The following is a 20448-nucleotide window of genomic DNA, read 5'->3' as shown; positions in this document are numbered from 1 at the left end:
GACCCTTATACGGCCATCAGGTCTTTTTCTTTCTGCGCCAAATCCGCGTCGATCTTAGCCACGTACTTCTTGGTCAGGTCGTCGATTTCGCCAGTGGCACGACGCTCTTCGTCTTCACTGATTTCCTTTTCCTTGACCAGATCCTTGAGCTGGCTGTTGGCATCGCGACGGATATTGCGCACGGCGACGCGAGCGTCTTCAGCCACATCGCGGGCCTGCTTGGTGAAACCACGACGGGTTTCTTCAGTCAGGGCCGGCATGGAGATCAACAGCAGCTCACCCAGGTTGGTCGGATTCAGGTTCAGACCGGCACTGCCGATGGCCTTGTCGACCGCGCCCAGCATGTTGCGCTCGAAAGCCACGACCTGCAGGGTACGCGCGTCCTTGACGGTGATGTTGGCCACCTGCTTGATCGGCGTGTCGGCGCCGTAGTAAGGCACCATGACGCCTTCCAGGATGCTCGGGTGCGCCTGGCCGGTACGAATGCGACCGAAGTTGTGCGCCAGGGATTCCAGGGTTTTCTGCATGCGCTGTTCAGCGTCTTTCTTGATTTCGTTGATCATTGTTGAACTTCCTCGATCAGTGTTCCTTCGGCGCCGCCATGGACGATATTCAGCAGGGCACCGGGCTTGTTCATGTTAAAGACACGCAGCGGCATCTTGTGGTCGCGGCACAGGCAGATAGCCGTCAGATCCATGACACCCAGCTTGCGATCCAGTACTTCATCGTAGGTCAGATGATCGAACTTCTCGGCATGCGGGTCTTTGAACGGGTCAGCGGTATAGACGCCGTCGACCTTGGTTGCCTTGAGCACGACATCGGCATCGATCTCGATCGCTCGCAGGCAGGCGGCCGAATCCGTGGTGAAGAACGGATTACCGGTACCGGCGGCAAAAATCACCACTTCCTTGGCGTTGAGGTGGCGCATGGCTTTGCGACGATCGTAGTGATCGGTCACGCCAACCATGGAAATGGCCGACATTACGATGGCCGAGATATTGGCACGCTCCAGCGCATCGCGCATAGCCAGGGCGTTCATCACAGTGGCCAGCATGCCCATGTGGTCGCCCGTGACCCGATCCATGCCGGCCGCGCTCAGCGCCGCGCCACGGAACAGGTTGCCGCCGCCGATGACCAGGCCGACCTGAACGCCGATCCCGACCAACTGGCCAACTTCCAGGGCCATGCGATCCAGCACTTTCGGATCGATCCCGAACTCTTCCGAGCCCATCAGGGCCTCGCCGCTAAGCTTGAGTAGAATGCGTTTATAGCGAGCCTGATAACCACTGCCCTGCTGAGCCATTGCGAATCTCTCCTGCGGCGTATGTGTTCAAAAAATTCTTTGCAGGCTGTTTGCAGCCTGCGTTCACTCTAGCCTTTGCACGAAAAGTGCCTGCGCGACGATCATACTGCGTTGAAAACTGGCTCGGAATGCTCATTTACAACCAGTAAACTCCGCTTCCTCGCCAGTTTTCGCCTTGCCTGATCGCCGCTCGGCGACTTTTCGTACAAAGCCAAGCTTGACGCTGACACAGCGCCATCGGAACACGGCTTTGTAAGCCAGTTCCGATAGGAAACCAATAAAAATCGGCATCCCCATCCGAAAAGAGGCTGCGCGCGTTAAGCGGGCAGCCTCTTCAGGGCGACAGTTGTAAAAACCGTCTTATTGCTTGCTGGCAGCAGCTACCTGGGCAGCAACTTCAGCAGCGAAGTCATCAACCGGCTTCTCGATGCCTTCACCTACTTTGAAGTAGGTGAACGAAACGATTTCAGCACCGGCTTTCTTCGCCAGGTCGCCAACCTTGATTTCCGGGTTCTTGACGAAGGCCTGCTCAACCAGGCTGGCTTCGGCCAGGAACTTGGAGATACGGCCGCTGACCATTTTTTCTGCGATTTCAGCAGGCTTGCCTTTCAGCTTCTCTTCGTTCAGCTGCAGGAAAACGCCCTTCTCGCGCTCGATCGCTTCAGCCGAAACGTCCGAAGGCAGCAGGAATTCAGGGTTGGTAGCTGCCACGTGCATGGCGATGTCTTTCGCCAGCTCGGTGTCGCCGCCCTTCAGGACAACTGCAACACCGATCTTGTTGCCATGCAGGTAGGTACCGACCACGTCACCTTCAACGCGAACCAGACGGCGGATGTTGACGTTTTCGCCGGTCTTGCCGACCAGGACCAGGCGTGCTTCTTCCTGGGACTCGATCAGCGGAGCTGCGTCGGTCAGTTTGTCAGCGAAGGCTTTCTCGACGCTGGCAGCGACGAATGCCTTGAAGTCATCCTGCAGAGCCAGGAAGTCGGTCTGGGAGTTGACTTCCAGCAGAACGGCAGCCTTGCCGTCGTCCTTGATGGCGATGGCGCCTTCAGCGGCGACGTTGCCGGCTTTCTTGGCAGCCTTGATGGCGCCCGAAGCACGCATGTCATCAATGGCTTTCTCGATGTCGCCGCCAGCCTTGGTCAAGGCTTTCTTGCAATCCATCATGCCTTCGCCGGTACGCTCGCGCAGTTCTTTGACCAACGCTGCAGTAATCTCTGCCATTTCAAAATCCTCTTGGATAGGTTTTCAACCATTCCACCCGATCGAACGGGCGATCAATTCTTCCTGGAAAACCACTGCTTATAGGCCGCGGCAGGTTACAAACAAGTCACTGCGCTGGCGGCAAATGGTTTTCGAGGTGGCAAAAAGGGGGCCAAGCCCCCTTTTTGCTTACTGAGTCAACGCCAGGGGCGTCAATTACTCAGCGGCTGCTGCCGGAGCTTCTTCAGCGAAGACTTCGGTGCCGCCATTCACGTTATTGCGACCACGGATCACAGCGTCAGCCATCGAACCCATGTACAGCTGGATGGCGCGGATGGCGTCATCGTTGCCTGGGATGATGTAGTCAACGCCTTCCGGGCTGCTGTTGGTATCGACAACGCCGATGACCGGGATACCCAGCTTGTTGGCTTCGGTGATCGCGATGCGCTCGTGATCAACGTCGATCACGAACAGTGCGTCAGGCAGACCGCCCATGTCCTTGATACCGCCCAGGGAGCGGTCCAGCTTCTCAAGATCGCGAGTGCGCATCAGCGCTTCTTTCTTGGTCAGCTTGGCGAAAGTACCGTCTTCGGACTGGACTTCAAGGTCACGCAGACGCTTGATGGAAGCGCGAATGGTCTTGAAGTTGGTCAGCATGCCGCCCAACCAGCGGTGATCGACGTACGGCGAACCGCAACGTGCTGCTTCTTCAGCAACGATCTTGCCAGCGGAACGCTTGGTGCCGACGAACAGAATCTTGTTTTTGCCCTGGGCCAGGCGCTCTACGAAGGTCAGTGCTTCGTTGAACATCGGCAGGGTTTTTTCAAGGTTGATGATGTGGATCTTGTTACGCGCGCCGAAAATGTACTTGCCCATTTTCGGGTTCCAGTAACGGGTCTGGTGACCGAAGTGCACACCGGCCTTCAGCATATCGCGCATGTTGACTTGGGACATGATAGTTCCTTGATAAGTCGGGTTTGGCCTCCACGTATCCCAATGACCAACCAGCGGCTATATAAGCCGAAGGCACCCAGGTCATCGTGTCGACACGTGTGTGGATTTAAGCTTGCGGGGTCATCCCCGGAAAGCGGCGCATTTTATACCACAGCGAGGGCCAAAACGGAACACGGATTCTGAAATCCTCTGTGGCGAGGGGATTTATCCCCGCTGGGGCGCGTAGCGGCCCCATACCAGGCGATTCAATCGACTTGATACACCACGCGGCCTGATTTGGGGCTGCTGCGCAGCCCAACGGGGATAAATCCCCTCACCACAGAGTTCCAGCCTGGAGAGCTCATTGTACTGATCGTCTGTTAGAATCGCGTTTTTCAGGGCCGCGCTGGTCATCATCCGCCGCCCATTTCGTTTTGAACAGCGCCGTCGGGCGCAGAGAGAGCCTGTATGACCGTTACCCTCAAGACACCCGAGGACATCGCCAAAATGCGTGTCGCCGGCAAACTCGCCGCCGAAGTGCTGGAGATGATCGCCGACTACGTCAAGCCGGGCGTGACCACCGAAGAGCTGGACCGCATCTGCCACGACTACATCGTCAACGAGCAGAAGGCCATCCCGGCGCCGCTCAACTATAAAGGCTTCCCGAAGTCGATCTGTACCTCGATCAACCACGTGGTCTGCCACGGCATCCCCAACGAAAAACCGTTGAAGGATGGCGACACCCTGAACATCGACGTCACCGTCATCAAGGACGGCTATCACGGCGACACCAGCCGCATGTTCCATGTCGGCAACGTGCCGGAGTGGGCCCAGCGCCTGTCCAAGGTCACCCAGGAATGTATGTACATGGCCATCGAACTGGTGAAGCCGGGCTGCCGCCTGGGGGACATTGGCGAAGTGATCCAGAAGCATGCGCAGAAGAACGGCTTCTCGGTGGTGCGCGAGTTCTGCGGCCACGGCATCGGCAAGGTATTCCACGAAGAACCGCAGATCCTGCACTACGGCCGTGCCGGCACCGGCATGGAACTGCAGGCGGGCATGACCTTCACCATCGAGCCGATGATCAACCAGGGCCGCGCCGACACCAAGGTGCTGGGCGACGGCTGGACCGCCATCACCAAGGACCGCAAGCTGTCGGCCCAGTGGGAACACACCCTGCTGGTCACTGAGACGGGTTATGAAATCTTCACCCTGCGTAGCGATGACACCATCGCGCGCGTTTCCGCCTGATCCGAATCCAGCTATAGATCCGATAGATATAGATAGAAAGGAAAGCCATTCAATGCCGCAGGTGGATCCCGAACTCTTCGACCGCGGCCAGTTCCAGGCTGAACTGGCCCTGAAGGCAAGCCCCATCTCGGCGTTCAAGAAGGCGATCCGCCAGGCCCATGAAGTGCTCGACCAGCGCTTTCGCACTGGCCGGGACATTCGCCGGCTGATAGAGGACCGCGCCTGGTTCGTCGATAACATCCTGCAAAAGGCCTGGGAGCAGTTCGATTGGAGTGAAGACGCCGACATCGCCCTGGTGGCGGTGGGCGGCTATGGGCGCGGGGAGCTGCACCCCTACTCAGACATCGACCTGCTGATCCTGCTGGACAGCGCCGACCATGAGGTTTTCCGCGATTCCATCGAGCGTTTCCTGACGCTGCTGTGGGACATCGGCCTGGAGGTCGGCCAGAGCGTGCGCTCGGTGCAGGAATGCGCCGAGGAGGCCCGCGCCGACCTGACGGTGATCACCAACCTGATGGAAAGCCGCACCATCGCCGGCCCCGAGCGTCTGCGCCAACGCATGCTCGATGTCACCAGCACAGAGCACATGTGGCCCAGCAAGGATTTTTTCCTGGCCAAGCACGCCGAGCAGAAGGCCCGCCACCACAAGTACAACGACACCGAATACAACCTGGAACCCAACGTCAAGGGCTCGCCCGGCGGGCTGCGAGACATCCAGACGATCCTGTGGGTCGCCCGTCGCCAGTACGGCACGCTGAACCTGCGCGCCCTGGCCGGCGAAGGTTTCCTGGTGGAAAGCGAAAACGCCTTGCTGGCCTCGTCCCAGGAATTCCTGTGGAAGGTCCGCTATGCCCTGCATATGCTCGCCGGGCGCGCCGAGGACCGCCTGCTGTTCGATCACCAACGCTCCATCGCCGGCCTGTTGGGTTTCGAAGGGCAGGATGCCAAGCAGTCCATCGAAAACTTCATGCAGCAGTACTACCGCGTGGTGATGAGCATCGCCCAGCTCAGCGAGCTGATCATCCAGCACTTCGAGGAAGTCATCCTCGCCCCCGAAGACGAAGAGCCGCCGCAGCCGATCAACTCACGCTTCCAATTGCACGACGGCTACATCGAAGCGCGCAACGCCAACGTCTTCCGCCGCACGCCCTTCGCCATGCTCGAGATCTTCGTGCTCATGGCCCAGCAGCCGGAAATCAAGGGCGTACGCGCCGACACCATCCGCTTGCTGCGAGAAAACCGTCATCTGATCGATGAAGATTTTCGCCACGACATCCGCAACACCAGCCTGTTCATCGAGTTGTTCAAGTGCAAGATCGGCGTGCACCGCAACCTGCGCCGGATGAACCGCTACGGGATTCTCGGGCGTTATTTGCCGGAGTTCGGCTTCATCGTCGGGCAGATGCAGCATGACCTGTTCCACATCTATACGGTCGATGCCCACACCCTGAACCTGATCAAGCACCTGCGTAAGTTGCAGTACACCCAGGTGTCGGAGAAATTCCCGCTGGCCAGCAAGCTCATGGGCAAGCTGCCCAAGCCCGAGCTGATCTACATGGCCGGGCTGTACCACGACATCGGCAAGGGCCGCCAGGGCGACCACTCCGAGATTGGCGCGGTGGACGCCGAAGCATTCTGCCAGCGCCATCAACTGCCCCTATGGGACAGCCGGCTGATCGTCTGGCTGGTGCAGAACCACCTGGTGATGTCCACCACCGCCCAGCGCAAGGACTTGTCCGACCCGCAGGTGATCCACGACTTCGCCCAGATCGTTGGCGATGAAACGCGCCTGGATTACCTCTACGTGCTGACCGTGGCCGACATCAACGCCACCAACCCGAGTCTGTGGAACTCCTGGCGCGCCAGCCTGTTGCGCCAGCTCTACACCGAGACCAAGCGGGCCTTGCGCCGCGGCCTGGAAAACCCGGTGGACCGCGAAGAACAGATCCGTCGCACCCAAAGCGCGGCCCTGGACATCCTGGTGCGTGGCGGCACCGATCCAGACGATGTCGAACAGCTCTGGTCGCAATTGGGCGATGACTATTTCCTGCGCCACACCGCCGGCGACGTGGCCTGGCACAGCGACGCGATCCTGCAGCAACCGACCGATGGCGGACCATTGGTGCTGATCAAGGAAACCACCCAGCGCGAGTTCGAAGGCGGCACGCAGATTTTCATCTACGCGCCGGACCAGCACGACTTCTTCGCCGTGACCGTGGCGGCGATGGACCAGCTCAACCTCAACATCCATGACGCCCGGGTCATCACCTCCAGCAGCCAGTTCACCCTCGACACCTACATCGTGCTCGACACCGACGGCGACTCGATTGGCGATAACCCTGCGCGGGTCAAACAGATTCGCGACGGCCTCACCGAAGCCCTGCGCAACCCGGCGGACTACCCGACCATCATCCAGCGCCGGGTACCGCGCCAGCTCAAGCACTTTGCCTTTGCGCCCCAGGTGACGATCCACAACGACGCCCAGCGCCAGGTCACCGTGTTGGAACTCAGTGCCCCGGACCGCCCGGGCCTGCTGGCGCGGATCGGCCATATTTTCCTGGAGTTCGATCTGTCGCTGCAAAACGCCAAGATCGCCACCCTCGGCGAACGGGTAGAAGACGTGTTTTTCATCACCGACGCTCACAACCAGCCGCTGTCCGATCCGCAACTGTGCAGCCGCCTGCAGGAGGCCATCGTCCGGCACCTGAGCGTCAACCAGGAACCCGATGCTCACCTGACACGCATCAGCATCTGAACGAACAAATTCCCCCCTGTGGGAGCGAGCTTGCTCGCGAAAGCGGTGGGTCAGTCAGCATAATCATTCACTGGCCCACCGCTTTCGCGAGCAAGCCCGCTCCCACATTGAACGAGGCCCTCGATGAACAACGCTTTGAACCAGTTGCAGCCCTACCCGTTCGAAAAGCTCCGCGCCCTGCTCGGCAGCGTCACGCCCAACCCCGACAAACGCCCCATCGCGTTGTCCATCGGCGAACCCAAGCATCGCTCGCCCAGCTTCGTAGCTGAAGCCCTGGCCAGCAATCTGGAAAAAATGGCCGTGTACCCGACCACCCTGGGCATCCCGGAACTGCGTGAAGCCATCACCGGCTGGTGCGAGCGTCGCTTCAACGTGCCGAACGGCTGGCTGGACCCTGCGCGCCACGTGCTGCCGGTCAATGGCACCCGTGAAGCCTTGTTCGCCTTCACCCAGACCGTGGTCAACCGGGGCGACGATGCCCTGGTGGTCAGCCCGAACCCGTTCTACCAGATCTACGAAGGCGCGGCATTCCTGGCGGGGGCCAAGCCGCACTACCTGCCGTGCCTGGACGAAAACGGCTTCAACCCGGATTTCGACGCCGTATCGCCGGACATCTGGAAGCGCTGCCAGATCCTGTTCCTGTGTTCCCCCGGCAACCCGACCGGCGCGTTGATCCCGGTGGACGTGCTGAAAAAACTCATCGCCCTGGCCGATGAGCATGACTTCGTGATCGCGGCGGACGAGTGCTACAGCGAACTGTACTTCGACGAACAGACCCCGCCGCCGGGCCTGCTCAGTGCCTGCGTCGAACTGGGGCGCAAGGATTTCAAGCGCTGCGTGGTGTTCCACAGCCTGTCCAAACGCTCCAACCTGCCCGGCCTGCGCTCCGGTTTCGTCGCTGGCGACGCGGACATCCTCAAGGGCTTCCTGCTGTACCGCACCTACCACGGCTGCGCGATGCCGGTTCAGACCCAACTGGCGAGCATCGCCGCGTGGAACGACGAAGTGCACGTACGGGCCAACCGCGCGCTGTACCGGGAGAAGTTCGACGCCGTGCTGGAAATCCTCAGCCCGGTGCTGGACGTACAGCGTCCCGATGGCAGCTTCTATCTGTGGCCGAATGTAGCCGGCGATGATGCAGCGTTCTGCCGGGACCTGTTCGAACAGGAACACGTGACCGTGGTGCCGGGCTCCTACCTGTCCCGCGATGTGGATGGCGTCAACCCGGGCGCCGGGCGCGTGCGCATGGCCCTGGTCGCGCCATTGGCCGAATGCGTGGAAGCGGCGGAGCGGATCCGCGCGTTCATCCAGCGTCGGGGTTGATGGCTGTATCGGACTGAAGTGGACCGCTGTTGTGGCGAGGGAGCTTGCTCTAGCGGGACTGATCGTTCCCACGCTCCGCGTGGGAATGCATCCCGTGACGCTCTGCGTCACCTTCCAGAAGCGGAACGCAGAGCGTCCCTGGCGGCATTCCCACGCGGAGCGTGGGAACGATCAGTGTGGGCCGGGCGGCCGGCATTTACTGCATCAAGTCCGAAGCTCTACCCGATCCAACGCCTTGTTCGCCAACAACGTCCCCAACTCAATCATCTGCGCCACTCCCAAGGCTACATGCCGCCGCGAGCCTTCCAGGCCAAACGCCAGGTCGCTGAGCATCGCATTGGCCGAAGCCAGGGTTTCGCTGAGGTTGGCTAGCAAGGCTTCGGTATCAACGCTGTCCGACACGGTGAACAACTGCGCCGAGGGCTTGGGGTCTGACTCGCTGTCGTCAGGCTTGAGGTAATGATCCAGCGCACGATCAGCGGCTTCTTGCAGCTTTTCCGGTGCGTAATCGCCGTAAGGGAAAGTGGATGCGGGTTTGGGAGGGTTTGGAGTTTCTTTGATCATTTGATGCTCCTTGGGTGTTGGAGCTGCCACAAAGTCTTCTCACGGACTTAGAGAGAGTGGCAGCCGTACGCGGGGTGAGAATCCGGGTTAACACCCACCAAAAACCCGGCCATGTCGAAACATGCCCGCGCACAGCCGCCATAACACGATGTATGGACGAAACGCGCCTGCACTTTATATGGCCGGCGCCTATGCGCATAGTGGGTGTTCGGATTCTCACGTCCGGTCGCTGAATTGGCAGCGACACCCAGAGGCTAGAGCCCTCGCTTCCGACGGACAACCTTAAAAACTTGTCGGAAACTTCGGTGCGTCTGTCAGACCACGATCGCCTTCTCAGACAAGAAAAGAAATAAAACGTACTGCGATAAGCGAAACCATTGATTTCGTTGGCTTAGTACGTCGACACATCCCAGGCAACGCTGTTTAGAGCGTGCAAGCTGGCTTGAATTCGCTAATACCAGTAGCCATGATCGCCCCCGTCACCAGCGAAGCTGGCAGGAGTCTGGGTCCCTCTCGGGGTTGACCCAGCGGCGCAGAAGGGCAAATCAAGCTCAACTGCGTGTCGATTGAAGCCGCCTTCGGGCGGCTTTGCTTTTTATAAGGGTAAGGATTGGTCCCGTGTGACAAGCAAGGCTAATGTCCCCAATACGGCACACTAACCATCATTTTTAGGCTTAATGGCCTAAATTGGCACATTAAGTGGAGCGAGTAACGGAAGGGAGCTATTCATGAAATTTCTCAAGGAGACAGAGCGATTGGGACTGGCCGCGCTGTTACTCCAAAAGATCCTAGACCATCCTGGCGATCTATTTGCTGTTCGAGGTCTACAAAGCTTTCTGTTAAGACAGGTGATCAATGTTGAGCACAGAGTCAAACGACTGAAGAGCGCTAGGAACAGACTGGTTTCTTCAAAGCGGGGGAGTCGCCGCGTGGTGTTCAACATCAAGGGTAACGACTGCCGCCTGGTGGTCGCCATTGCCTACCGCTTCGGCGCTGTGTACATCAAGTTTGTCGGCACTCATCGTCGGTACGATGGGATCGACGCAAACACCGTGGAAATGGAGTAATCATCATGAACATTCGCCCAATCCGCACCGATGAAGAATACCGGGTAGCTCTCAAAGATATCTCTCCCCTGTTTGAGAATGAGCCTGAACCTGGCACCCCGGAAGGCGATGCTTTCGAAGTCATGATCACTCTGATCGAGGCCTACGAAACCAAGAACTTCCCGGTTGATTTGCCTGACCCAATCGAAGCCATCAAATTTCGCATGGAGCAATCCGGACTCACCGCGGCCGATCTGGCTCCCGCTATCGGAAAAACGAACCGCGCATACGAGGTGCTCAACCGTAAACGCTCGTTAACTCTGCCCATGATCTGGAAGCTTCACGATATGTTCGGCATCCCCGCAGAAAGCCTGATAAAGCCAGTAAAAGCTGCCTGATACTAGCCCGGCCCGCCGGGCTTTTTCAAACCAGCAAGGACAAGAAATGACCTCAACCGAAGAGAAAGACATACCAGAGGTCGACCTGGGTGAGTTCGTAAAGCACATCGGGCTTGAGAAATCGGTTCCTGGGCGTTACAGCTTGTAGCAGCACAGGATCGCCCACCATTCGTATTTGACTTTACCCATCGCAAGGTATGTTCATAGAGTTTGTGATCGACCCCTGACTCTTCGGGCGATGAGGCCGATATTATTTCCCCAACCCCAAATTCGCCTCCGCCAGATCCAACTCCCCCAGCACCTCACGCAGCACATCATCGCCAATCTGGTGATGACGACTAAGGCGATACAACTCCAGCCGCTGCGCCCGAAAAGCCTTCAGGCGCAGCCGGCGCTCCAGCAGGTCCATCTCGAATGCCAGCGCCTGGGCTTCGGCGGAGTCGTTGAACACGTCGAGCTGATGACGATACTCGGACATCAGCCGCGCCTTGACCTCGGTCGCCAGCGCCGCTTGGGCCGCATCCGGCGTACTGCCCGCCTCGGTCGGTTCTTCCACCTCCAGCGCATGGATCGCCGCTTCAGCGGTTTTGCGCCAGGCCTCGCGGACTTCATTGCGACGTTTGTCGTCGGGGCTTTTCTCGATGCCCCGCAGCAACAACGGCAAGGCGATACAAGCTGCGATCAACGACAGCAGAATCACCCCGGCGGCGATGAAGATCAGCAGGTCCCGCTCGGGAAACGCCTCGCCCGCGCCCAACAGCAATGGCACCGACAGCACGCCCGCCAGTGTCACCGCGCCGCGCACCCCGCCGAAGGTCAACAGCCAGCAGGAACGTGCGTTCGGCACCAGGATCAGCTCACCCTTGCCACGCCAGCGGCGCAACAGCCCCGACAGACGCCAGATGCTTTGCACCCAGACAAACCGCAGCACCAGCAACACCAGGAAAATCGCCAGCACATCCAGGTAACGGTAGAACAACGTCGGCCAGAGCGTGGTTTCGAGGCGGGTCACCGCCTTGATGATGTCCGGCAGTTGCAAGCCCAGCAGCAGGAAGATCAAGCCGTTGAAGGCGAATTCCAACAGCGACCAGACACTGCGATTGAGCAGCCGCGTGCCAGTCTGGCGCGGCAGCAGGTCGAGCCAGCTCTGCATCATCCCCGCCGCCACCGCCGAGAGAATGCCCGAGGCGCCCAAGCGCTCAGCCAGCACATAGGCGGCAAACGGCAGCAGCAACATGAACACCACATGGGTGGCCGGGTCGTCCCAACCCCGGGCAATCATCCACGCCCGCAGCCGGCCCAGCAGCCAACTCAGGGCCACGCCGACCAGCAGGCCGCCGACCGCCACCAATACGAACGTCAGGCTCGCGTTGGCCAGGGAAAAGACCCCGGTGATGGCCGCCGCCAGGGCGAACTTGAACGTCACCAGGCCCGACGCATCGTTCATCAGCGCCTCACCCTGGAGCATGTGCATCAGGGGGCCGGGCAAGCGGTCGCGGGCAATCGCCGACACCGCCACCGCGTCGGTCGGCGACAGCACCGCCGCCAGGGCGAAGGCCACCGGCAACGGGATACTTGGCAGCAGCCAATGAATGAAATAACCGGCGCCCACCACCGTGAACAACACCAGCCCCACCGCCAGCGTCAGGATCGGCCCGCGCAGGCGCCACAACTCGCGCTTGGGCATGCGCCAACCGTCGGAGAACAGCAGCGGTGGCAGGAACAGAAACAGGAACAACTCAGGATCGAGGGCCACGTGCAGCCCCAGGGACGGCCAGGCCAGCACGGCACCGGCGCCGATCTGTACCAGGGGCAGCGGCAGCGGGATCAACCGTCCGAGCAGGCGCGAAACACCCACCAGCATCAACAGGATCAGGACGGTATAGGCGCTCTGCATAGCGGTTTCCAATGACAGCGACACACATCCGGCAACAGCTTGCCGTTGAAGTGCCATATTAACCGCCTAGGATTAACTTGGCCGTTACACCTACGTCGCAGCCCCACCTCTTGTGGGAGCGAGCTTGCTCGCGATAGCGGTGTAGCCAGTCGACATCAATGTTGGATGTAAGACCGCCATCGCGAGCAAGCTCGCTCCCACAGGTTTTGGTGTACATCAACCTGGGCCGTCGCGAAACCGTCCGGTCATGGCATAATCCTTCACCTTTTATTTCCAGCACCTGCAAAGGGGGCAGTTCCTTGACCGATTCAAGCAAAACGTTGCACCTTTTCGGCATCAAAGCCTGTGACACGATGAAAAAGGCGCGCACCTGGCTCGATGAACACGCTGTACGCTACGACTTTCACGACTACAAGACCGCCGGCATCGACCGTGAACACCTGACCCAATGGTGCAACGAGCATGGCTGGCAAGTGGTGTTGAACCGTGCCGGTACGACCTTTCGCAAACTCGACGACGAACGCAAAGCCGATCTCGACCAGACGAAAGCCATCGAACTGATGCTCGCCCAACCCTCGATGATCAAGCGCCCGGTGCTCGATCTCGGTGACCGAACCCTGATTGGCTTCAAGCCAGATATCTATGCGGCAGAAATCAAGTAAGCCTGCCCAGTCCATTTTGTAGAGGTAATTTCATGTCCACTACCCTGTTCAGCCTGGCCTTCGGTGTCGGCACTCAAAACCGTCAAGGCGCCTGGCTGGAAGTGTTCTACGCACAGCCGCTGCTCAACCCATCGACCGACATCGTCAAAGCCATCGCGCCGATCCTCGGCTACAGCGAAGGCAACCAAGCCATCACCTTCACCACCGCCCAGGCCTCGCAACTGGCTGAAGCCCTCAAGGGCGTCGATGCCGCACAAGCTGCCCTGCTGACCCGCCTGGCTGAAAGCCACAAGCCACTGGTCGCCACCCTGCTGGCCGAAGATGCCCAACTGAGCTCCACCCCTGAGGCCTACCTCAAGCTGCACCTGCTGTCCCATCGCCTGGTCAAGCCCCACGGCCTGAACCTGGCCGGGATTTTCCCTCTGCTGCCGAACGTGGCCTGGACCAGCCAGGGCGCGATCGACCTGGCCGAACTGGCTGAGCACCAGCTCGAAGCCCGCCTGCGTGGCGAACTGCTGGAAGTGTTCTCGGTGGACAAGTTCCCGAAAATGACCGACTACGTGGTCCCGGCCGGCGTGCGCATCGCCGACGCCGCGCGAATCCGCCTGGGCGCCTATGTGGGCGAAGGCACCACGGTCATGCACGAAGGTTTCGTCAACTTCAACGCCGGCACCGAAGGCCCGGGCATGATCGAAGGCCGTGTCTCGGCGGGCGTGTTCGTCGGCAAGGGTTCGGACCTGGGCGGCGGTTGCTCGACCATGGGCACCCTGTCGGGCGGCGGCAACATCGTGATCAAGGTCGGCGAAGGCTGCCTGATCGGCGCCAACGCCGGTATCGGTATCCCGCTGGGCGACCGCAACACCGTGGAGTCGGGCCTGTACGTGACCGCCGGCACCAAAGTCGCGCTGCTGGACGAAAACAACCAACTGGTGAAAGTGGTCAAGGCCCGCGACCTGGCCGGCCAGCCCGACCTGTTGTTCCGCCGCAATTCCGAGACCGGCGCGGTGGAATGCAAGACGCATAAGTCGGCCATCGAGCTGAACGAAGCACTGCACGCCCACAACTAAGCTTCACACCAGCACCTGTGGTGACGAGCCTTTGTGGGAGCCGAGCTTGCTCGCGATGAACGATGATGCGGTCTTGCAGTTAAACCGTGTCGCAGCCATCGCGAGCAAGCTCGGCTCCCACAAAAAAAGCCCGCTCCCACAAGGTCCGGCGTAACTCCAGCAGGGCCCGAAAGCATGTTGATCCAATCCCCCTGGCGTGCCGATTTCCCGGCCATCGCCGCCCTGCAACGGCAAGGCCAGACCTACCTGGACAACGCCGCCACCACGCAAAAACCCCAAGCACTATTGGATGCCCTGACGCATTACTACACCAACGGCGCGGCCAACGTGCACCGTGCGCAACATTTGCCGGGCGCCCATGCCACCCAGGCGTTCGAGGACAGCCGCCTCAAGGCTTCGCAATGGCTCAATGCCGGAAACTGCGGGCAGGTGGTCTTCACCCACGGCGCCACTTCGGCGCTGAATCTGCTGGCCTACGGGCTGGAACATTTATTCAACCCGGGCGATGAGATCGTCATCAGCGCCCTGGAGCACCACGCCAACCTGCTGCCGTGGCAGCAACTGGCCGAGCGCCGTTCGTTGACCCTGGTGGTGTTGCCACTGGATGCCGACGGGGTGATCGACCCTGGCGCCGCCGCCGAACTGATCGGCCCCCGCACGCGCTTGCTGGCGGTGAGCCAGTTATCCAATGTGCTGGGGGCCTGGCAACCCGTGCCGGCGCTGCTGGCGCTGGCCAAGGCCCAAGGCGCGCTGACGGTGATCGACGGCGCCCAAGGCGTGGTCCATGGCCGCCACGACGTGGAAGCGCTGGGCTGCGACTTTTACGTGTTTTCCAGCCACAAACTCTATGGCCCCGACGGGCTGGGCGTGCTGTTCGGCCGTACCGAAGCCCTTGGCAAGCTGCGCCATTGGCAGTTCGGCGGCGAAATGGTGCAACAAGCCGATTACCACAGCGCCACCTTCCGTCCGGCGCCGCTGGGCTTCGAAGCCGGCACGCCGCCGATTGCCAGTGTGATCGGGTTGGGCGCGACCCTGGACTACCTGTCCGCCCTCGATCCGCAAGCGGTCATCGACCATGAAGCGGCGCTGCATGACTACCTGCGCCATGGCCTGCAAGCCCGCAACGGCATTCGCCTGCTGGGCAACCCGCGCCTGGCTCTGGTCAGTTTCGTGGTCGAAGGCATCCACAACGCCGACCTGGCCCACCTGCTGACCGAGCAAGGCATTGCCGTGCGCGCCGGGCATCACTGCGCGATGCCACTGTTCAAACATTTGAAGCTGTCCGGTGCGATTCGGGTGTCGCTGGCGTTGTACAACGATTCCGCCGACGTCGAACGGTTCTTCGAAGCCCTCGACCAAGCCTTGGAGATGTTGCGATGAACCTGCCGACCGATGCCACCACGGCGCTGCAGATCTTCCGGGACGCGTCAGGCTGGGAGCAACGGGCCCGATTGCTGATGCAATGGGGCGAACGTCTGCCGCCCCTGAGGGACGAGGACAAGTGCGAGGCCAACCTCGTCCATGGCTGTGAAAGCCAGGTGTGGTTGGTGGGTCGCTTGCACGACGGGCACTGGCAGTTTTGCGCCAGCAGCGATGCACGGTTGATCCGCGGGTTGGTGGCGTTGCTGCTGGCGCGGGTCAACGGGCTGTCCGCTGATGAGTTGCAACAGGTGGACCTACCGGATTGGTTCAACCAGCTGGGATTGTCGCGGCAGCTGTCGCCGTCGCGTAGCAATGGCTTGAATGCGGTGTTGAAGCGGATGTTTGAGTTGACTCAGTAACCGCCATCGCGAGCAAGCTCGCTCCCACAGGGGATTTGGTGTACGCAAATACTGCATTCAGCCCGACCCCATGTGGGAGCGAGCTTGCTCGCGATGAGGCCATCAGCCCCCTCAAACCTGAGGCTTGACCCTGTCCGCCGGTCGCCGCACACCCGCCACGATCTTATCCACCGCCTTGGTCGCCGCGACCATGCCAAACGTCGCCGTGACCATCATCACCGCACCAAACCCGCCGGCGCAGTCGAGCTTGACGCCGTCGCCGACAAAACTCTTCTGCAGGCAAATGCTGCCGTCCGGCTTCGGATAGCGCAGTTGTTCGGTGGAGAACACGCAGGGCACGCTGTAATGGCGGGTCACCGTGCGGGAAAAACCATAGTCGCGGCGCAAGGTGGAGCGCACCTTGGAGGCCAGTGGATCGTTGAACGTACGGTTGAGGTCGCAGACCTGGATCAGCGTCGGGTCGATCTGCCCGCCCGCGCCGCCGGTGGTGATGATCTGGATCTTGCGGCGCTTGCACCAGGCGATCAGAGCAGCCTTGGCGTTGACACTGTCGATGCAGTCGATCACGCAGTCGATGTTCGGCGTGATGTACTCGGCCATGGTGTCGCGGGTGACGAAGTCGGCCACCGCGTGCACCGTACAGTCGGGGTTGATCCCCCGCAGCCGCTCGGCCATCACTTCGACCTTGGGTTTGCCGACGGTGCTGTCCAGGGCGTGCAACTGGCGGTTGGCATTGCTGACGCAGACATCGTCCAGATCGAACAGCGAAATCTCGCCCACGCCGCAACGGGCGATGGCTTCCGCCGCCCAGGAACCGACACCACCGACACCGACGATCGCCACATGGGCCGCCCGCAAGCGCTCCAGGCCTTCAATGCCATACAAACGGGCGATGCCGGCAAACCGTGGATCTTCTGTACTCATGACCATTACCCCAAAAACCGGCGCGCATTATAGGGCTTTGTCTCGGCAATTTAAGCAAAACCTCTGTGGGAGCGAGCTTGCTCGCGATGGCGTCGGATCAGCCAGCATCGATGTCGACTGATACACCGCCATCGCGAGCAAGCTCGCTCCCACAGGTTTTGTGTTCCACCTGTCCCGCACCAGGGGCCAATGGTGTTCGTTTTGCTATAAGATAACCGCCATTTTGCGAACCTTGGCCCAAATGCAATCCAACGGCCGAACTCAGGACCTGTGGGAGCGGGCTTGCTCGCGAAGGCGTCATCACTGCCGCTAAAAGCTTCGCGAGCAAGCCCGCTCCCACAGAGCCCGTGTTTCCTTTCCATGTTTCCGGAGTTTTCCATGACGGCCCACGCCGACCTCTCGCCGACCCTGCAACTCGCCTGCGACCTGATCCGCCGCCCGTCCGTGACGCCGGTGGATGCCGATTGCCAGAAACTGATGATGCAGCGCCTGGGCAACGCGGGCTTCACGCTCGAGCCGATGCGCATCGAGGATGTGGATAACTTCTGGGCCAGCCATGGCAAGCATGACGGCCCGGTGCTGTGTTTCGCCGGGCACACCGATGTGGTGCCGACCGGTCCGGTGAAGGCCTGGCAGCTCGACCCGTTCGACGCCGTCATCGATGAAGAAGGCATGCTCTGTGGGCGCGGTGCGGCGGACATGAAGGGCAGCCTGGCGGCGATGGTGGTGGCGGCCGAACGGTTCGTCGCCGACTACCCGGACCACAAGGGTTCGCTGACCTTCCTGATCACCAGCGATGAAGAAGGCCCGGCCCACCACGGCACCAAAGCCGTGGTCGAACGCCTCAAGGCCCGTCAGGAACGACTGGACTGGTGCATCGTCGGCGAGCCGTCGAGCACCACCCTGGTGGGCGATGTGGTCAAGAATGGCCGGCGCGGCTCCCTTGGCGCGAAGCTGACCGTGCGCGGCAAGCAAGGCCACGTGGCTTATCCACACTTGGCGAAAAACCCGATTCACCTGGCCGCCCCCGCTCTGGCAGAGTTGGCCGCCGAGCATTGGGACCATGGCAACGACTTCTTCCCGCCCACCAGTTTTCAGATCTCCAACCTCAATTCCGGCACCGGCGCGACCAACGTGATCCCCGGTGACCTGGAGGCGGTGTTCAACTTCCGCTTCTCCACCGAATCCACCGTCGAAGGCCTGCAACAGCGCGTCGCCGATATCCTCGACAAGCATCAGTTGGACTGGCACATCGACTGGGCGCTGTCCGGCCTGCCGTTTCTCACCGAGCCGGGGGCGCTGCTGGACGCGGTGTCGTCGAGCATCAAGGACGTCACCGGGCGCGAGACGAAAGCGTCCACCAGCGGCGGCACGTCCGACGGTCGTTTTATCGCCACCATGGGCACGCAAGTGGTCGAGCTGGGGCCGGTCAACGCGACCATCCACCAGGTCAACGAGCGCGTGCTGGCCGCCGATCTCGACGTGCTGACCGAGATCTACTACAAGACGCTGATCAAGTTGCTCGCCTGATGCTCGCCTGCCCGATCTGCAGTGAACCGCTGAACGCGGTGGACAACGGCGTGGTGTGCCCCGCCGGTCACCGCTTCGACCGCGCGCGGCAGGGTTACCTGAACCTGTTGCCGGTGCAGCACAAGAACAGCCGCGATCCCGGCGACAACCAGGCGATGGTCGAAGCCCGCCGCGACTTTCTCAACGCCGGGCACTACGCCCCGGTCGCCCGGCTCCTGGCGGAACTGGCCGCCGAGCGCGCGCCCGGGCGCTGGTTGGACATCGGCTGCGGCGAGGGTTACTACACCGCGCAAATCGCCGAGGCGTTGCCCCAGGCCGATGGCTATGCCCTGGACATTTCCCGAGAGGCGGTCAAGCGTGCCTGCAAACGCAACCCGCAACTGACCTGGTTGATCGCCAGCATGGCCCGGGTGCCGTTGGCGGACGGTTGCTGCCAGTTCCTGGCCAGCGTGTTCAGCCCGTTGGACTGGCAAGAGGCCAAGCGCCTGCTCAGCCCCGGCGGCGGCCTGATGAAGGTCGGCCCCACCGCCGGCCACCTGATGGAGTTGCGCGAGCGCCTGTACGACGAAGTGCGCGCCTACACCGACGACAAGCACCTGGCCCTGGTGCCGTCGGGCATGGCGCTGGATCACAGCGAAACCCTCGAATTCAAGCTGACCCTCGACAACGGCCAGGATCGCGCCAACCTGCTGGCCATGACGCCCCACGGTTGGCGCGCCAGCGCCGAACGCCGCGCCAGCGTGATCGAGCAGGCCGAGCCATTCGAGGTCACGGTGTCGATGCGCTACGATTATTTCGTTCTTCAATAACCTTTTTGATTCCGGGCCCCGGGCAACCGTTCAGGGCCAGTTAAATCCGCGAATGGATTTTTCAAGACCGCAGCGAGGACATCCATGCGCCAACCCGATATCGAGATTTACCTCAAGGACGCCGACGTCGACCACAAGGCCATCGCCGCCTGGCTCGGCCAGGCCCTGGGCCCGTGCAGCGACTGGGTACAGAAAGGCCAGACCTACAAGTGCAAGGCCGGCAGCATCCCCGTGACCTGGCTGCCCAAGGCCGTGGGCAAATGGAACAGCCTGTACCTGGAAAGCGACCAGACCCCGTGGGAAGACGACATCGCCTGCGCCCGCGCCGCCTTCGCCGCACTGAACGTCGAAGTGCGTTGCGCGCCTGGGTCATGGGTGGAGGAAGAAGGAGAAGAATCGGCGGACCGCTGGATTCGCATCAGCGCCGACGGGGAAGAAGAGATTACCTGGAAGACGGCGTGACAGCTGGGTAGGCCTGTTGCGATTGCCAGGCTCGACGCCACTTGCAATGCTAAAACAGATCCCAATGTGGGAGCGGGCTTGCTCGCGAATACGGTGTGTCAGGCAATATCCTTGTGACTGATACACCGTATTCGCGAGCAAGCCCGCTCCCACAGGGATTACTGTGACGGCAAGCGCGGTTTACAACCCCACCACATCCTCAGCCTGCAAGCCCTTATGCCCTTCCACGACCGCGTACTCGACCTGCTGGCCTTCGGTCAGGGAACGGTGGCCTTCGCCGCGGATCGCGCGGTAATGCACGAATACATCCGCCCCGCCTTCGCGTTGGATGAAGCCGTAACCCTTGGCGTCGTTGAACCACTTCACACTGCCGGTTTCCCGTGCTGCCATGATGCTCACTCCCATTTTTATCTTATAAGTCGACTTTTCGATGGAAAGCCGTACGAACTTTCACCACCGTCTGGCCGTCCATGGGAGGCCGGGGCGGTAACCTGCCGAGTATATGACACACGGGAAAACTCTCAACTGACTTTACTT

Annotated in this window: 20 protein-coding genes; 12 read left to right on the top strand and 8 right to left on the bottom strand. The window is 60.9% G+C overall.

Annotation, left to right across the window (positions count from 1 at the left end):
- Positions 1-5 precede the first annotated feature (5 nt).
- The 4 genes from frr to rpsB form a co-directional block, all read right to left on the bottom strand.
- Positions 6-563, bottom strand: coding sequence for a ribosome recycling factor (gene frr / locus BT125_RS15670; RefSeq protein WP_072408276.1), 558 nt, complete (start codon positions 561-563; stop codon positions 6-8).
- Positions 560-1303, bottom strand: a complete 744-nt coding sequence (gene pyrH / locus BT125_RS15665; protein WP_024779012.1) for a UMP kinase — start codon at positions 1301-1303, stop codon at positions 560-562. The genes frr and pyrH overlap by 4 nt, the downstream gene beginning before the upstream one ends.
- A gap of 360 nt (positions 1304-1663) precedes the next feature.
- On the bottom strand, positions 1664-2530 hold the full coding sequence (gene tsf / locus BT125_RS15660; protein WP_060739002.1) for a translation elongation factor Ts: 867 nt from the start codon (positions 2528-2530) through the stop codon (positions 1664-1666).
- Positions 2531-2725: 195 nt separating this feature from the next.
- Entirely contained in the window at positions 2726-3463 is a 738-nt protein-coding gene (gene rpsB, locus BT125_RS15655; RefSeq protein WP_003198231.1) for a 30S ribosomal protein S2, read from the bottom strand.
- A 447-nt stretch (positions 3464-3910) separates the two neighbouring features.
- Here rpsB and map point away from each other — a divergent pair, with 447 nt between their 5' ends.
- The 3 genes from map (at position 3911) to dapC (ending at position 8771) form a co-directional block, all read left to right on the top strand.
- Positions 3911-4693 (top strand): type I methionyl aminopeptidase, encoded by a 783-nt coding sequence (map, locus tag BT125_RS15650; protein WP_053118843.1) that lies wholly within the window; start codon positions 3911-3913, stop codon positions 4691-4693.
- 52 nt (positions 4694-4745) lie between these two features.
- On the top strand, positions 4746-7448 hold the full coding sequence (locus BT125_RS15645) for a [protein-PII] uridylyltransferase (protein ID WP_072408274.1): 2703 nt from the start codon (positions 4746-4748) through the stop codon (positions 7446-7448).
- Positions 7449-7571: 123 nt separating this feature from the next.
- Positions 7572-8771, top strand: a complete 1200-nt coding sequence (gene dapC, locus BT125_RS15640; protein WP_072408272.1) for a succinyldiaminopimelate transaminase — start codon at positions 7572-7574, stop codon at positions 8769-8771.
- Positions 8772-8975: 204 nt separating this feature from the next.
- Here dapC and BT125_RS15635 read toward each other — a convergent pair whose 3' ends face one another.
- Positions 8976-9335 (bottom strand): DUF6124 family protein, encoded by a 360-nt coding sequence (locus BT125_RS15635; protein WP_072408270.1) that lies wholly within the window; start codon positions 9333-9335, stop codon positions 8976-8978.
- 728 nt (positions 9336-10063) lie between these two features.
- Here BT125_RS15635 and BT125_RS29685 point away from each other — a divergent pair.
- Both BT125_RS29685 and BT125_RS15625 read left to right on the top strand, forming a co-directional pair.
- A complete protein-coding gene (locus BT125_RS29685; RefSeq protein WP_256573778.1) occupies positions 10064-10402 on the top strand; it encodes a type II toxin-antitoxin system HigB family toxin in 339 nt (112 codons plus the stop codon).
- Positions 10403-10407: 5 nt separating this feature from the next.
- Positions 10408-10779: a helix-turn-helix domain-containing protein gene (locus tag BT125_RS15625; RefSeq protein WP_072408268.1), complete on the top strand. Its 372-nt coding sequence runs from the start codon at positions 10408-10410 to the stop codon at positions 10777-10779.
- A gap of 250 nt (positions 10780-11029) precedes the next feature.
- On the opposite strand, the gene BT125_RS15620 is transcribed toward BT125_RS15625, so the two are convergent.
- Positions 11030-12676 (bottom strand): Na+/H+ antiporter, encoded by a 1647-nt coding sequence (locus BT125_RS15620; RefSeq protein ID WP_072408266.1) that lies wholly within the window; start codon positions 12674-12676, stop codon positions 11030-11032.
- Between the two features lie 299 nt (positions 12677-12975).
- Between BT125_RS15620 and BT125_RS15615 the strand changes: the two genes are divergently transcribed.
- The 4 genes from BT125_RS15615 (at position 12976) to BT125_RS15600 (ending at position 16186) form a co-directional block, all read left to right on the top strand.
- Positions 12976-13338: an ArsC family reductase gene (locus BT125_RS15615; RefSeq protein WP_123342552.1), complete on the top strand. Its 363-nt coding sequence runs from the start codon at positions 12976-12978 to the stop codon at positions 13336-13338.
- A 32-nt stretch (positions 13339-13370) separates the two neighbouring features.
- Entirely contained in the window at positions 13371-14405 is a 1035-nt protein-coding gene (gene dapD / locus BT125_RS15610; RefSeq protein ID WP_072408264.1) for a 2,3,4,5-tetrahydropyridine-2,6-dicarboxylate N-succinyltransferase, read from the top strand.
- A 174-nt stretch (positions 14406-14579) separates the two neighbouring features.
- Positions 14580-15785 (top strand): aminotransferase class V-fold PLP-dependent enzyme, encoded by a 1206-nt coding sequence (locus BT125_RS15605; RefSeq protein ID WP_072408262.1) that lies wholly within the window; start codon positions 14580-14582, stop codon positions 15783-15785.
- Positions 15782-16186, top strand: a complete 405-nt coding sequence (locus BT125_RS15600) for a SufE family protein (protein ID WP_072408260.1) — start codon at positions 15782-15784, stop codon at positions 16184-16186. The genes BT125_RS15605 and BT125_RS15600 overlap by 4 nt, the downstream gene beginning before the upstream one ends.
- Before the next feature lie 111 nt (positions 16187-16297).
- Here the strand turns inward: BT125_RS15600 and tcdA are convergent, their stop codons facing one another.
- On the bottom strand, positions 16298-17110 hold the full coding sequence (gene tcdA / locus BT125_RS15595; protein WP_003198205.1) for a tRNA cyclic N6-threonylcarbamoyladenosine(37) synthase TcdA: 813 nt from the start codon (positions 17108-17110) through the stop codon (positions 16298-16300).
- A gap of 378 nt (positions 17111-17488) precedes the next feature.
- Here tcdA and dapE point away from each other — a divergent pair, with 378 nt between their 5' ends.
- The 3 genes from dapE (at position 17489) to BT125_RS15580 (ending at position 19911) form a co-directional block, all read left to right on the top strand.
- Positions 17489-18640: a succinyl-diaminopimelate desuccinylase gene (dapE, locus tag BT125_RS15590; protein ID WP_072408258.1), complete on the top strand. Its 1152-nt coding sequence runs from the start codon at positions 17489-17491 to the stop codon at positions 18638-18640.
- Positions 18640-19449, top strand: coding sequence for a putative RNA methyltransferase (locus BT125_RS15585; RefSeq protein WP_072408256.1), 810 nt, complete (start codon positions 18640-18642; stop codon positions 19447-19449). The genes dapE and BT125_RS15585 overlap by 1 nt, the downstream gene beginning before the upstream one ends.
- Before the next feature lie 84 nt (positions 19450-19533).
- Positions 19534-19911 carry a hypothetical protein gene (locus BT125_RS15580; RefSeq protein WP_053182357.1) on the top strand — a complete coding sequence of 126 codons (378 nt, stop codon included), beginning with the start codon at positions 19534-19536 and terminating at the stop codon, positions 19909-19911.
- A 180-nt stretch (positions 19912-20091) separates the two neighbouring features.
- Here BT125_RS15580 and BT125_RS15575 read toward each other — a convergent pair whose 3' ends face one another.
- Entirely contained in the window at positions 20092-20301 is a 210-nt protein-coding gene (locus BT125_RS15575; RefSeq protein ID WP_072408254.1) for a cold-shock protein, read from the bottom strand.
- Between the last annotated feature and the right edge of the window lie 147 nt (positions 20302-20448).

It is taken from the genome of Pseudomonas sp. NFACC04-2 (genome assembly GCF_900119265.1).
Lineage (GTDB): Bacteria > Pseudomonadota > Gammaproteobacteria > Pseudomonadales > Pseudomonadaceae > Aquipseudomonas > Aquipseudomonas fluorescens_AA.
Note: the sequence above shows the minus strand (reverse complement) of the source record. Positions and strands in the feature narration are given on the sequence as shown.